General features: G+C 36.2%; 8 protein-coding genes. 3 read left to right on the forward strand and 5 right to left on the reverse strand.

Annotated elements, in window-relative coordinates:
* Positions 1 to 82: 82 nt before the first annotated feature.
* Together trxB and OPR24_RS04930 are read right to left on the reverse strand one after the other, a co-directional pair.
* On the reverse strand, positions 83 to 1,021 hold the full coding sequence (gene trxB / locus OPR24_RS04925) for a thioredoxin-disulfide reductase (protein WP_265032910.1): 939 nt from the start codon (positions 1,019 to 1,021) through the stop codon (positions 83 to 85).
* On the reverse strand, positions 1,008 to 1,607 hold the full coding sequence (locus OPR24_RS04930) for a peroxiredoxin (protein WP_265032911.1): 600 nt from the start codon (positions 1,605 to 1,607) through the stop codon (positions 1,008 to 1,010). Before OPR24_RS04930 ends, trxB begins: the two co-directional genes overlap by 14 nt.
* Before the next feature lie 164 nt (positions 1,608 to 1,771).
* Between OPR24_RS04930 and OPR24_RS04935 the strand changes: the two genes are divergently transcribed.
* Positions 1,772 to 1,900, forward strand: coding sequence for a hypothetical protein (locus tag OPR24_RS04935; protein WP_265032912.1), 129 nt, complete (start codon positions 1,772 to 1,774; stop codon positions 1,898 to 1,900).
* Between the two features lie 543 nt (positions 1,901 to 2,443).
* Here OPR24_RS04935 and purD read toward each other — a convergent pair.
* Positions 2,444 to 3,715 (reverse strand): phosphoribosylamine--glycine ligase, encoded by a 1,272-nt coding sequence (gene purD, locus OPR24_RS04940; RefSeq protein WP_265032915.1) that lies wholly within the window; start codon positions 3,713 to 3,715, stop codon positions 2,444 to 2,446.
* 34 nt (positions 3,716 to 3,749) lie between these two features.
* Positions 3,750 to 5,027: a serine--tRNA ligase gene (serS, locus tag OPR24_RS04945; RefSeq protein ID WP_265034012.1), complete on the reverse strand. Its 1,278-nt coding sequence runs from the start codon at positions 5,025 to 5,027 to the stop codon at positions 3,750 to 3,752.
* A gap of 338 nt (positions 5,028 to 5,365) precedes the next feature.
* Between serS and OPR24_RS04950 the strand changes: the two genes are divergently transcribed.
* Both OPR24_RS04950 and dusB read left to right on the forward strand, forming a co-directional pair.
* Positions 5,366 to 6,490, forward strand: a complete 1,125-nt coding sequence (locus tag OPR24_RS04950) for a hypothetical protein (protein WP_265032917.1) — start codon at positions 5,366 to 5,368, stop codon at positions 6,488 to 6,490.
* The gene (dusB, locus tag OPR24_RS04955) at positions 6,475 to 7,437 is read left to right on the forward strand and encodes a tRNA dihydrouridine synthase DusB (protein WP_265032918.1); all 963 of its coding nucleotides are present in this window, start codon (positions 6,475 to 6,477) and stop codon (positions 7,435 to 7,437) included. The genes OPR24_RS04950 and dusB overlap by 16 nt, the downstream gene beginning before the upstream one ends.
* Positions 7,438 to 7,443: 6 nt before the next feature.
* Here the strand turns inward: dusB and OPR24_RS04960 are convergent, their stop codons facing one another.
* Positions 7,444 to 15,957, reverse strand: coding sequence for a DNA-directed RNA polymerase subunit beta/beta' (locus OPR24_RS04960; RefSeq protein WP_265032920.1), 8,514 nt, complete (start codon positions 15,955 to 15,957; stop codon positions 7,444 to 7,446).
* Positions 15,958 to 16,014: the final 57 nt, after the last annotated feature.

Below are 16,014 nucleotides of genomic sequence, written 5' to 3' on the forward strand. Positions count from 1 at the left end.
AAACCTACCTAATAATTTACTAATATAATTATGAAAAAGAAAAGGAAAATTGCAAGCGATTTATTCAAAATCCTAGAATTAACTACGACTCTAAAAACTTCTCTGCATCAAGTGCAGCCATGCACCCTGTTCCTGCTGCAACTACTGCCTGGCGATATACCTTATCTTGAACATCACCTGCAGCAAATACTCCTGCTTTACTAGTTAAAGTTGTTCCAGGTTTTGTAATTATGTAACCCTGTTCATCCATTTCAACAAAGCCTTTAAAAATACCTGTATTTGGTGCATGCCCAATTGCAATGAACACTCCATCCACTTCTAACTCTTGAGCTTCCGTTGATTTAACTATAATACCAGTAACTTTCTTCGGATTTTCTTCTCCAAGAATCTGCTCTACAGTATGGTTCCACATTATTTTTATCCTATCATTTTTAAAGAGTCTATCTTGCATTACTTTTTCCGCTCTCAATTTATCACGCCTGTGTATTAGTATAACTTCTTTAGCAAATCGAGTTAAAAATATCGCCTCTTCAACAGCAGTGTTTCCACCACCGACCACAGCTACAACTTTATTCCTAAAAAATGCACCATCACAAGTTGCACAAGCTGAAACTCCGTAACCTTGAAATTCCTTTTCACTCTCCAAACCAAGCCACTTCGCTTGCGCACCAGATGCAATTATAATTGCATCTGAATAGTAGTCATTAGTATTACCAGAAGATCTAAACCTATACTCATTAGAACCCTCAAGTTGTTCAACGCTTTTTATCTCATCATCTATTATTTTTGCTCCAACCTGTTCTGCATGCAACCTCATTTGCTCCATTAGTTCTGGACCCTGTATTGAAACAAAACCAGGATAGTTTTCAACATCTGTAGTAATTGTAAGCTGACCACCAGGCTGCATTCCCGTTACTACAATTGGCTCTAAGTTTGCACGTGCTGCATATATAGCAGCAGCATAACCCGCTGCTCCAGATCCAATAATAAGAACTTTTGTACTAAATCTATAATTCTTCACTGTATGAGTTTAGATAATCAGCTACTCCTTCATCGCTTGCCTGCATTGCTGGCTTACCTTTTTTCCACCCTGCTGGACATACTTCACCATGCTCTTCATTATGTTTAATTGCATCAACGATTCTAATGAATTCATCGATATTACGTCCTAAAGGCAAATCATTTATCGATTGATGACGTACAATAAATTTATCATCAATAACGAAAGTTGCTCTCAGCGCAATTGAGTCATCATATAAGACCCCATAGTCTCTTGATATAAACTTTTTGATATCAGACACTAAAGTGTAGCTAACCTCTCCAATACCACCATCATTAACTGGAGTGTTTCGCCATTTATAATGTGAAAATTTTGAATCTACACTTATTCCTATCACTTCAATACCACGCTTTGCAAACTCATTTATTCTATTATTGAGCGATATCAATTCAGTTGGGCAAACAAAAGTAAAATCAAGTGGATAGAAAAAAAGGACAGCATACTTATTTTTTATGTGCTTACTCAGACAGAAATCATCAACAATTTCTCCGTCAGAGAGAACAGCTGAAGCAGTAAAATCGATAGCAGATTTTGTTACAAGATTCATAATTGACCTATTCTTTTAAAACAACTCTAATTTTACACTTGATGAACTTATATGCAAGTTTTCTTTAGTTTTAGCCCTATAAAAACTTCCTAAAATAGCTCTTCTTTTTTACCGATAAGATACAATCTAGTTTCACTTTATGACGGTGTCATCCCAGCGCCCCTATGATGTCATTCCAGTGCCCAGACACTGGGATCCAGGAAAGTTTGCTTGCTCACAAGCAAACTAGCATAGAAAGTGGTTACAACATTTCCGATGGATTATATGGAAAACTGGATTCCAGACTGGAATGACACCCTACTTAACCGTCATACCGCGATTCATTCGCGGGATCTCTTAGCATAGATCCCGCTAACACGTAGCGGGATGACGGTAGCTATAAATATTAAGCAAATGAAAAAAAAGGCAAAAGAAGCCCTAGTCATTGTCTATTTTCAGTATTGGCGTTTTTTTAAATCTTAAACACTGCAATTTAGCTGCTTTTAAATGCAACTCACCTTAGTTTAAATGTTTAAGAAATTTACTAAGCAGAAAAAAAGGCAAAAGAAATCCCGTGTAGATAGTTGTTCACTCTCTAATCCTGAAAATTGGCGTACTATACTGTCTTAAACGCTTTATAAGCGCGTTTCAGCTTATATAGCTAGAAATGTTGTGAAGACATAAGGTACACATAGTGCAAAAATTAAAAATAAGACGCCAACCACGTTATTTTTTTACTGTTTGATCTGCACAGATGAAGATAACTGAATACCTTCAGTTTCATGATAAGGGAGCTGGCGGAGTTTGTCAAGTAAGTTTTGCATTTCTGTGAGCTACCTGCTAACCGACAGCTAACATTAACTACCAATATCGTATCTGAAGAAGCCCCCTGGCCATTCTAAAAAATTTAATGCTGAGTACACCTTACTTTTGGCTTCCTCTATAGTGCTCCCTTCTGCTACTATATTTAGCACTCTTCCGCCATCTGAAACCCAATTACCACTCTCATCTAATTTAGTACCAGCGTGAAATACCAATATACCAGGAATGCTTTCAATTTTATCTAATCCCTTAATTACTTCTCCCTTTTGATAATCACCCGGATAGCCTTTACTTGCAACAACTACACAAACTGTAGATTTGTTGTTAAGTTCTACCATTTTGACATTTAACTTTCCTTCTGCAACTGACAACATCAATTTTAACAAATCACAATTTGAATCAAATCTAGGTAATATAGATTGCGTTTCTGGATCACCGAATCTAACGTTATACTCGAGAAGTTTTGGGCCATCTCTGCAAATCATTAAACCAGCAAAGAGTACTCCCTTATAAGGCGTACCCATGTTAACCAATGCTTGAGCTGTAGGGTATATTATTTTTTGGATGATTTTTTGCTCCATGTCCTTACTTATAATTGAAGGTGATGAGTACGATCCCATACCCCCAGTATTTTGGCCTTCATTATTTTCATTCACTCTCTTATAATCTTTTGCGCACCCAAGAGTTACTACTTTCAACCCACCAACAAGAGCAAAAAAGCTTACTTCTTCTCCAATTAAAAATTCTTCTATGATTATTTCTTCACCTGATTCACCAAATTCTTTCTCCACTAGCATTGAATCTATTGCTGAAAAAGCTTCGTTTTCTGCGCAACATATCATCACGCCTTTCCCTGCCGCAATTCCATTTGCTTTTACTACAAGTGGAAACTTTATTTTATTGCTACGTACAAAATCTTTAGCTAATCCTTCATCAACAAAACACTCGTACTTGGCAGTTGGTATGCCATATCGCTTGCATAGTCCTTTGGTGAAAGACTTTGATCCCTCAAGTTTTGCAGTTGCTTGACTCGTAGCAAAAACATTTATTCCCTCTGCAACTAAATCATCAGCAAGCCCATCAATTATTGGTTGTTCTGGACCAATAACAACCAACTCTATATTTTCTCTCTTGCAAAATTGTGTAACATCCACTGAATTTTGAATATTTACATCCACAAGAGTCCCAAGATCTTTCATAGCTTGGCGACCAGGAGTTACATATAACTCAGTCAAGATAGGAGATTTTTTTAGAGCCCAAAGTAGAGCGTGCTCACGTCCACCAGAACCTATAACCAGAACCTTCATCTTTATTTCCTCGCTTTTCTATATGTCAAAATTATTATTTGCTTATAACAGTATCATTACTCATGTATTTTTGCAACACGTTTGGTATTGCAATCGACCCGTCAGAATTTTGATAATTCTCCATTATGGCAATAATCGTTCTTCCTATAGCTAAAGCTGAGCCGTTTAAAGTGTGAACATATTTTTTTATCTTTTTATCAGTTTCTGAAGAGTATTTAGCGTTCATCCTTCTTGCTTGAAATGCACCACAATTTGAGCAGCTTGATATTTCTCTATATTTCTTTTGCTCAGGTAACCACACCTCTATGTCATAAGTCTTTTGCGCAGCAAAGCCCATATTACCACTACACAGTAGCATTACTCTATACGGTAATTCTAGTTTTTTTAATATCTCTTCAACAACACTCGTCATGCGCTCAAGTTCATCATTTGATTGGTCTTCAGTTGTAATACTCACCAACTCCACTTTACCAAATTGGTGTTGCCTTATTATGCCTCTCGTGTCTCGCCCTGCGCTGCCTGCTTCTTTACGAAAACACTCTGAATACGCAGTAAAACGAATAGACAGTTCTTTTTCCTCTACTATTTTATCAGCAACCAAATTTGTTAAAAACACTTCACTTGTGGGAATCAACCTCAATTCGTCGGTAGTTAAATACGAATCGTCAGAAAATTTCGGTAGCTGACCAACATTATACATAGCTTCGTTTTTCACCAAAGCTGGGTGGTACACCTCAGTATAGCCAAATTCATTAACATGCATTTCAAGCATAAAATTTATTAGCGCTCGTCCAAGCTTAGCTAACTGTCCTTTTAATATCGCAAATCTTGATCCGGAAATTTTCGCCGCTTGTTCGAAGTCCATTAAACCTAATTTTTCTCCGAGTTCATAATGAGATTCTGGTATAAAATCAAACTGTCTTTTTCCTCCATATCTTCTCACCTCTAAATTAGAGTTCTCATCTGCGCCTATTGGCACATCTTGCGCAGGAATATTCGGCAAGTTAGATAAAACATTCACTAACTTATCCTTTTCTGCTTGTTCCTTTAAGCTAATTGCCTCTATCTCATTCGTGATGTCTTTTGACAACTCTATTTGCTCTTCACAAGGGCTCTTGCTCATTTTAAGCTTCTTTATTTCCTCTGTGATTTCATTGCGCTGCCTATTTAAATCTTGCAATTTAGTGGTTAATGACCTTTTCTCGTGATCAATTTCTAATACCTCTTTTGCAGTAAACTCTCTTATCCCCCTGCTTTTCATTGCCTTTTCAAATCCTTCAGGGTTTTTGCGTATATATTCTATATCGTGCATATATTGTGCTATTACTAACATTATTACTATACTTCAAAAGCTCTTAATATTCAATATTTTCTCATACTACTAAAATTATTATGGTTGATTTTTTTGTTAGAATTTGTTAAAATTTAATTAACTTAGCGTTCATAGGATATAGTATGTCGGGCATCATAAAAAAATATAATCAATTTAAAGAGAGCACTTACTTTGCTGGTGGAAAATTCGTTATCTACGCTACTTGTGTATCCCTAGCAGCCACATTTGCTGTTGGCTATTTGGGGTTGATAATAGGATTCCCTCTATTGACCTTTCCACTTGCTATGCTCATCTCTAACCCCGTAGTTTGGGTTTTAATGGGAATAATTCTTACAGTAGCATACAAAATGGTTGTTGAACCTTTATTTTACTTAGCAAAGAACTATATTAATGGAAAAGGAGCAGGTCAAGGTGAGCAAAAAACTCAAGATGGAGATAGTGGTATTGTACCAGGCAGTGAACCCGATTCAAGGAACAGTAGTCGTAGAAGCTCTTTGGATAGTGGTTTGGGTGGTAAAGAGTTTCATGAAAATTTGGACACTCTTGTGCATCAGACAAATAGAGAGAATTACGCTTACTGGTTGCAGCAACATGATATTGCTCATATTGCAAAAATTAAATATAAGTATTCAGAAGGTTTTACGGATGGTGTATTCTTCTGTATTCCTGGTAATCTTGAAACCTTGAGTGAAAGGTTGAGAGAATATAAAAATAAAGCAGAACGAGAGAGTTCGAAAAGGATATTTACTTCAGTTATTAATTTGGGTGGTAATCATTGGGTAACGCTAGTTGTTGCATACAGCTTAGATAATAAACAATTTAGAGCTTATTATTGTGATTCTTTTAGTGCTGATTTACCAAGTCCTGGTAGTCAACGTAAGAAAATAGAACTTGCAAATGAAATTAAAGAATTGGTTACACCTCTTACTGATCAAGCTAGTGAGTTGAATGCGCAAGGAAAAAAAGAAATGAGTAAAGATGTCAAAGAGACAGCACAAACGTGTCGGAACAAGAAAAATGAATTAATTAATGTTCCAATAAATACTGATAATATAGTGAGCGCACTGGAAGCAGTTTTGGAAATAGAGAACTGTAATATAAGAAGCTCCGGAGCCAAACAACAAAGCGATGGACATAATTGTGGAATATTTGCATTGGAAAACGCTCATAGGACTACGCAAATGCTCAACGAAGGTAAATCATTTGATGAAATTGACAAAGAGTTATCAGAATATAAATTTGATTTGAATGGGAAAAGAAGAGAGTTTACAAAAGCGCTTATGGAAGATGAAAAATGGAAGAAAGATCTAGAAAACGGGCTTTTATGCGATCTTCCACCAGGAACGGACACCTCTCTTACCTCAAGGGTGCAAGAATACAGCTCAGGTTGCTATATAGTTTACAATGAAGGATTACCATTAACCTTATGCCCCTCCAAATAGGAAGTTTGACGATTGATTCTTCAGTTATTTTAGCTCCAATGTCAGGGGTAACTGATTATCCGTTCAGAAGTATTGTAAAGAAACTTGGTGCAAGTTTGTTAGTCTCAGAGATGATTGCAAGCAGAGCTATGATTATGCAAACTCGTCAGAGTCTGCAAAAAGCAAAAGTCGATGAATTAACTGCTGTGCAGCTTGCTGGATGCGAGCCGGATGTAATGGCAGAAGCTGCAAAACTAAATGAGGATATGGGTGCAAAAATAATAGATATAAATTTCGGTTGTCCTGTTAAAAAAGTTGTAAACGGTTATGCAGGATCAGCGCTAATGCGTGATGAGAAAAAAGCCGCTGAGATAATTGAGGCCGTGGTCAAAGCAGTGAATGTGCCAGTTACGGTGAAAATGCGCACTGGATGGAACGATGAAAATCGCAATGCACCGAGGCTTGCGAAAATTGCCGAAGACTTAGGAGCAAAAATGATCACTGTGCATGGAAGAACGAGGGCACAGCTCTATAACGGCCAAGCAGATTGGAAATTCGTTAGAAATGTTAAAGAGCAAGTGAAAATTCCAGTTATAGTAAATGGCGATATTAAAAATTTAAATGATATTCAGAATGCTCTCAAAGAATCTGGAGCAGACGGAGTGATGATAGGTCGTGGTGCCTACGGTAAACCTTGGCTGATTAATCAAGCAATGAACTTTCTCAGTGGAAGTGAAACTTCTGAGCCAACAGCTTCAGAGAGATTAAGCATCATACTCGAGCATTACGACAATATTCTTGAGTACTATGGAAATGACACAGGAATAAAGATGGCCCGCAAACACATAGGTTGGTACAGTAGCGGGCTTCAAAGCTCATCTGAATTTCGCATGAGAGTAAATAACATGACAGATAGCACAAAAGTAAAAGAAAATATTATTGGCTTTTTTGGTCAAGAGACACACTAGCTGTACTCAATTCGACTGATCATATGCCACTACGCTCTCTTCCTCACCAGAGTGTAAATGACAATTATTATCCATAAACCATTTCTCGTCATAAGTTTCAATATCAAAATATTTTTCATATTTATCTATATTATCACAAAGTGAAAGTGCTCTGATCTTATTCATAATCAAACCTGTACCAGCAGGAATTAATCTTCCTACTATAACATTTTCTTTTAATCCACTTAAAGGATCACTCTTCCCGCAGAATGCTGCTTCTGTAAGTACTTTTGTTGTCTCTTGGAAAGAAGCAGCAGAAATAAAGGAGCTAGTTTCAAGACTTGCCCTAGTAATCCCCTGCAGAATAGGAAGATAATGAGCAGGCCGTTTGCCAGAGTTACTCATAGCATCATTTTCCCTATCAACTTCCAGCTTGTCAATGCTTTCGCCAACCAAGTACATAGTATCACCAGGATCAGTAATTTCCACTTTTTGTAGCATTTGTTTTAAGATCACCTCTAAATGCTTGTTGTCTATACGAACACCCTGCAATCTATAAACTTGCTGTATTTCAGAAATCATATAGTGTGCTAAAGCTTCTAACCCAAGCACACGTAAAATATCATGGAGATCAGGGTCACCATCCATCAATAGATCACCTTTACGTACAAAATCACCTTCATTGACTATTACATGCTTACTTCTTGATACCAAATATTCAACTGGAGAAATTTGTTCATCTACAGGTTTAATTAATATACTGCGTTTTCCTCTACGGTCTTTTTCAGAAAACGCTACATAGCCATCTATCTCACTAACAATAGCATGCTCTTTAGGACGACGTGCTTCAAATAACTCTATAACCCTCGGTAAACCACCAGTAATATCACGAGTTTTAACTGACTCTCTTGGTGTTCTTGTAATAACATCACCTGCATGAACCTTCTGGCCATTTTGTACATTGAGCACTGCACCAATTGGTATAAAATAACATGCTTCAACGCCACTTGCGAGTGTCATTACTTCACCATTATCGTCAAGCAGCACAATACGAGGATGTAAACTAGCTCCACCAGAATGCAATTTCCAGTCTTTTACTACTTTGCTTGATATTCCTGTAGATTCATCCATCACTTCAGTGATCGAAATTCCATCTTTTAAGTCCTGATAAGACACTGTACCAGTCTTCTCCGTGATAATAGGCAATGTATAAGGATCCCATTCCGCAACTTTATCGCCAATTTTTACTGACCCACTCTCATCCACATAAAGTTTAGCACCGTAAGGTACACTATGCTTCAACTTCTCACTACCAAGGCTATCAACCAACACGACTTCACAGGAACGGCTTATCACAATTTTATTTCCGTTTCTATCTATAATTATATTACTATTGTTTAACTTTATTTTAGCACTAATAGAAGCTATAATATTTGAGGATTCAACGCCTCTAGTCATTACCCCACCTATATGGAAAGTACGCATCGTTAACTGAGTACCTGGCTCTCCAACAGATTGAGCAGCTATAACACCAACTGCTTCACCTATTGAAACAATTTTACCAGTTGCAAGGTCTCTTCCATAACACAAAGAACACACACCAGGACTTATTTCACAAGTTAAAGGCGATCTAATTTTTACAGCATCAAGACCTGCAATGCTGATTTGCTTTACTTTATCCTCATCAATTAATTCCCCTGCTTTTACTAATAATTCTTTTGTCACTGGGTTATATATACCATTTGCAGATGTTCTACCCAGCACAACACTCTCTAGAGATGCAACTATAGTACTTCCTTCAACTGTAGCTCTCACAACAAGACCATTTTTTGTTTTACAGTCATGCTTTGTAACTATGCAATTTTGAGACACATCAACTAAACGACGTGTTAAGTATCCAGAGTTTGCAGTTTTAAGCGCAGTGTCAGCTAAACCTTTACGCGCACCGTGAGTAGAATTAAAGTATTCAAATACGTTCAATCCTTCACGGAAATTAGAAATTATAGGTGTTTCTATAATCTCACCAGAAGGTTTGGTCATGAGCCCTCGCATTCCTGCTAGCTGTTTCATCTGTGAAGTAGAACCCCTTGCACCAGAGTTAACCATCATATACACTGAGTTGTACTTACTATTTCCATCATATATAGATATTGCTTTTAACATATCATTAGCTATCATATCCGTACACTTAGACCATTCATCTATAACCTTGTTATACCTCTCACTTCTAGTTATTAGCCCATCTTGATATTGCATAGAGAATTTCTTAATTTCACCCCTCGCGTGATCAACATGTGTAGCTTTAGTTTCAGGTATAACCATATCACAACGACCAAAAGAAACACCAGAAAATGTAGCATACTCAAAGCCAAGTACCATTAATTTATCAGAAAATGCCACTGTAGCACTTTGACCACAGTTACGATATACTAAATCAACTATACCAGTTATTTCCTTGACTGTTAATATCTGATTTATTAGATCGAAGCCTAGATTCTCATGCTTAGGAAAAATTTGCCATAATATTAAACGGCCAGGAGTTGTACAAACAGTTTTATAGTGAGTTTCACCGCTGCTATTAATATACTCCATCCTATACTTTATACTAGAATGAGTATGTAAAGTACCATCACTCAAAGAATGCTCAACTTCACAAAAAGCACCAAAAGATGGTAAATTATCTTCCTTAGGTTCTTGTAAAGTCAGATAATATATACCAAGTACTATATCTTTACTAGGAACTATAATCGGTCTGCCATTAGAAGGACTTAAAACGTTATTAGTGGACATCATCAACACCCTAGCTTCAAGCTGAGCTTCCAATGAAATTGGCACATGCACTGCCATTTGGTCACCATCAAAATCAGCATTAAACGCCGTACAGACAAGCGGATGAAGCTGTATTGCTTTGCCTTCAATAAGGATTGGCTCAAAAGCCTGAATACCAAGTCTATGTAGCGTAGGCGCTCTATTCAACAAAACAGGATGCTCTTTTATTACCTCTTCAAGCATATCCCAAACTTCTGGTTTTTCTGCTCTTATCAACTTACTAGCAAACTTAATAGTTGGAGCCATACCATACATCTTAAGCTTTGAGTAAACAAAAGGTTTGAATAGTTCAAGAGCCATTCTTTTTGGTAATCCACACTGATTTAGTTTCAAAGTTGGACCAACAACTATTACAGAACGTCCAGAGTAGTCTACCCTTTTTCCTAAGAGGTTCTGGCGAAAACGACCCTGTTTTCCTTTTAACATATCACTAATGGACTTTTTATATCCAACAGCACCAGCTTTGTTTACCAAAGTATTACGACGACTATTATCAAAAAGAGAATCAACTGCTTCTTGTAACATCCTTTTTTCATTACGAATCATAATCTCAGGAGGATTTAAGCTCAACAATTTCCTCAACCTGTTATTTCTATTAATAATAGTCCTATAATGATGATTCAGATCAGAAACTGCAGGACGACCACTTTCAAGCGATACCAAAGGACGCAAATCAGGTGGTAAAATAGGTATAGTTGTAAGTATCATCCACTCAGGCCTATTTCCAGATTTAATGAAGTTTTCAATAATACGCAATCTCTTTATAATTTTCTTTCTTCTTATCTCAGAAGCAACAGACTCTAATTCTAGTCTTAAATCCTTCCTAATTTCATGTAAATCAAGGCGCGTTAGCAACTCTCTTATAGCTTCAACACCTTGCATAGCTACAAAACTATCGATCCCATAGCTATCTTTAGCTTCATTATAAGCTTTTTCATTAATAATCTCACCTTTTTCAAAAGGCGAAACAAGAGGATCTATCACGATATAATTATCGCTATATAAAATATTCTCAATATCTCTGAGAGACATATCCAATAATGCTCCAATTCTTGAAGGAAGCGATTTCAAAAACCATATATGAGCAACAGGAGATGCAAGCTCTATATGACCCATCCTTTCTCTTCTTACTTTAGAAGATGTAACTTCTACTCCGCATTTTTCACATATGCGACCTCTGTGTCTTCTTTTTTTGTATTTTCCACATAAACATTCATCGTCATTGACAGGGCCAAAAACCTTAGGGCAAAATAATCCACCTTTCTCAACTTTGAACGTACGATAATTTGCAGTTGAAACATCTTCTATCTCACCACAAGATATACGCTTAATACTTTCAGGGCTAGCAATCGATATGCTAACCTCATTAAAAGGTTGTGCAATGTTAGTGTGAGATATATCTTCAATCACTACATCATTTTGCTTTAAATCTACATTTAAACATAAAGAACGTAGTTCTTTTATCATCACATTAAAGGATTCAGGAATTCCACATTTAAAATTACTGTCACCTTTTATTATCGATTCGTAAATCTTAACTCTACCATTAATATCATCAGACTTCACAGTTAACATTTCCTGCAAAGTATAAGCAGCACCATAGGCTTGTAATGCCCAACATTCCATTTCACCAAAACGCTGACCACCAAAATGAGATTTTCCTCCTAGAGGTTGTTGAGTAACCAAACTATAAGGCCCTACTGAACGCGCATGAATTTTACCATCAACCAAGTGGTGCAACTTAAGCATGTACATGTAACCAACTGTAACCTTGCGGTCGAATTTTTCACCACTGCAACCGTCATATAATACAGCTTGTCCAGAGTTATCCAAACCAGCAAGTTCAAATAATTTTGCTATTTGTTCATCTTTTGGACCCTCAAATACAGGTGCAGCAACAGGAACGCCATCACGTAATTTACGTGCAAATTCAATGAGATTATTATCACTAATATTACGAATATCATTACAGATAGATACGTTACTACCATAGCTATAAACCTCAATCAGGAAATTACGTAAATTGCTGTATGAACTTTTACAAGAGTTCAAATAGTTCTCTACTAACGCATTCAACTCGTCATTTAGTGCATTCTTATTAGGTGTATTTAAAACAGAAGCCATTATTTCATCATCATCAATATTTTCAATTTTTTTATTGTCAAGGTATGCTACTGCAAATTGTGTAAAATTATCATCGTTAAGGGACCTAATTCCCTTGCAAAAAGCACTTTTGATTTTATTGATCTCATCGAGAATATTACTTACCCTTTCCCCTAATTTTCTACAAGCCCAACCTACATGCGTTTCCAGTATTTGCCCTACATTCATTCGTGAAGGAACACCAAGAGGGTTAAGAATAATATCAACAGGAGTACCATCTTCCAAATAAGGCATATCTTCCACTGGCACAACTCGAGAGATCACACCTTTATTCCCATGTCTACCAGCCATTTTATCCCCTGGTTGCAGACTATGTTTCACAGCAATGAAAACTTTTACTGACATCGACACACCTTGAGGCAGGTCATAACCTTCATGTAATTTTTCTACTTTTCGCTTAAACTGTGCTATTGCATGTGATACTTTTTCATCAAAATCTTTTTTTAAGCTCTTAACTTGCTCAGAAATGGATTGGTTTTTTAATCCTATACCCCACCATTGCTCACGTTCAATAGAGTCAAATTTTTCTCGATCTTGAGAACCAGAATTAATAAGAAGTTTCTTCAGTTCATCATAGAAATATTCACTAGTAACATTGATTATATAATCTCGCTCTTCCTCAAAGTCATTTACCTCTTTTTGTTTGATGAGTAATGCCCTTTCATTTTCTTCAACCCCCCTGCGTGTAAAGACTTGTACATCAATTACTGTCCCTTCAACATCTGGAGATGTATATAAAGAGGAATCCGCACAATCGAATGACTTTTCACCAAAAATTGTCATTAATAACTTCGTTTCAGGAGGCAATGAAAGAGAAGGTTTAGGTGTAACTTTACCTACCAGAATATAGCCTGGACCAACTCTTGTACCAATTTTCACTATACCACTATCATCCAAGTGATATAGATTTTCTTCATTAACACCAGGTATAGCACGAGTTATTTTTTCTGATCCTAAAGGGGTATCATGTACAACACAGTCAAATTCTTCTATATGAATAGAAGTAAAGAGATCTTTTTTAACAACTTCACTAGAAATAATAATAGAGTCTTCAAAATTATAACCTTGCCAAGACATAAAAGCGACTAGCAAATTTTTACCAAGCGCCAACTCACCACTGTTAATTGCAGGACCATCAGCTATTACATCACCCTTTTTAACATAATCACCTACGCACACTAGCGGTCTTTGATTAATACAAGTATTATGGTTAGAACGCTGAAATTTCCTTAGATGATAAATATCTACGTCCAAGTAGTTAACCCTTTCTTTATCAAAAGCACGTATAACTATAGAGTTACTATCAGAACTATCAACTATGCCATCGCGTTTTGCTAAAACTACAGCACCAGAGCCAGAAGCTACAAAAGACTCCATACCAGTAGCAACCAGAGGAGCAGTAGGCTTCAATAAAGGTACGGCCTGACGTTGCATATTTGAGCCCATTAATGCTCTATTAGCATCATCATTTTCTAAAAATGGAATCAAGGAAGCCGCAACTGATATTACCTGCTTAGGAGATACGTCAATGTAACTCACCTGATCACTACTTACCATAATGAAACTACTAGCATATCTACAGTATAGCATATCATCAACAAAGCAATTATTTTCATCGAGCTTTGCGCTGGTATCAGCTATATAATATAAACCTTCATCTATGGCAGACAGATACTCAATTTGATCAGTAACAACCCTATTAACTACTTTTCTATAAGGACTTTCAATGAAACCATATTTATTAATACGCGCGTATATAGCTAAACTGTTGATTAACCCTATATTTTGCCCTTCAGGAGTCTCAATAGGGCAAATTCTTCCATAATGAGTTGGATGAACATCACGCACTTCAAATCCTGCCCGTTCTCTTGTTAAACCGCCAGGACCTAACGCGGACAACCTTCTTTTATGTGTTATTTCAGATAACGGATTAGTCTGATCCATAAATTGAGATAATTGAGAAGAATTGAAGAAATCTCTTAAGACATTAGTTAACACTTTTGGATTAATAAAATCAGATGGAGAAACTTTATCTAAACTAGAAGTGGACATAGAATCAACTATTGCGCGTTCCAATTTCAACAACCCAGTTCTAAATTGATTTTCTATAAACTCTCCAACTGATCTTACTCTTCTGTTTCCTAAATGATCAATATCATCTACAGATCCTTGACCGTCACGTAACAATACTATTTTTTTTACAATTTCAATAATATCTTCATACGTTAAAACAGTTAAATCCTCATCATAATTTAATCCAAGGTAAGAGTTAAGCTTCAACCTACCAATGTTAGACAAATCATAATATTCCGGACTGAAGAAAAGATTACGGAAAAACTCCTCTACTATCTCTAAAACAGGAACTTCACCAGGACGCAAAACTCTATATATTTCATATAGCGCATCCTGATAAGACATGTTTTCGTCTAAGAAAAGCGTATTTAATATATAAGGTCCAACAGATAAATTATCTATGTTCAATACTGATATTTCATCCACAGACAATAACTCAAGCTTCTTTATGTCTTCCAGCTTTATAGATTCACCAGCAGATAAAATTTTCGTAGAGCTAGCACTATCCATTAAATCTTCTGCGAGGAATAAACCACATATAGAATTAAAAGGAACCAGATACTCTTTCAATTCATTATCATATAGCTTTTTAGCTAGTCTTGAGGTAATACGAACGTTAGCTTTAAGCAGCACATTACCTTCAATATCCATTAAGTCGAAAGGCAACCTCACTCCTTTAAATTTATCAGGAACAAAAGGCACTTTCCAACCATCTTTATGTTTTATATACTTTATTTTCTCATAAAATCTATCGAGTATATCATTATTTGATAGACCTAACGCCTTTAACAAAACTGAGATTGGCAATTTTCTTTTTCTATCAACACGAAAATACAAATGGTCTTTAACATCAAATTCAATATCAAGCCAAGAACCCCTATAAGGAATAATTCTAGCAGAATAGATCAATTTACCAGAATTGTAAGTTTTTCCCTTATCGCTATCAAAAAATACACCAGGAGACCTATGCATTTGTGAGACAATAACTTTTTCTACACCATTAATGATGAAAGTGCCCTTATCAGTCATCATAGGCAACCCACAAAAGTGGACTTCCTGCTCTTCTATAGATTTTACAACGGTTGCAAGTTTAGAATGATCTCCACTCTCTTTAATCGATTTATATTCATCAAGAGAAATACCATCCTGCATAACAACAAGACGTATAGAAGCAATAACCTGAGCAGAAAAAGTTACACCACGCTTTATACACTCAGATTCATCATACTTAGGATCATCTACCCTACAACTCATAAACTCAATAGTAGCCCTACGCAAAGGATCATTTATTGGAAAGATTGTATGAAAGATAACTTCAAGTCTTCCATTACCCTTATTCTTAGGAGCAAATGAATCATACGATTCTTTTTGAACCTTAACCAAATCCAATAAAGAATCTTTTAAATCAATCGACCTAGAATAAGAAACTCTAGGAACAAAAGCACCAGAAGCGTACATATAAGAAGAATCAACCATTAAAATACCCCAAACTAATTAAAAGAGCTATATCAATATAAAATTAATACATTAAAT

This window comes from Wolbachia endosymbiont (group A) of Sicus ferrugineus, assembly GCF_947251515.1.
Classification (GTDB): domain Bacteria; phylum Pseudomonadota; class Alphaproteobacteria; order Rickettsiales; family Anaplasmataceae; genus Wolbachia.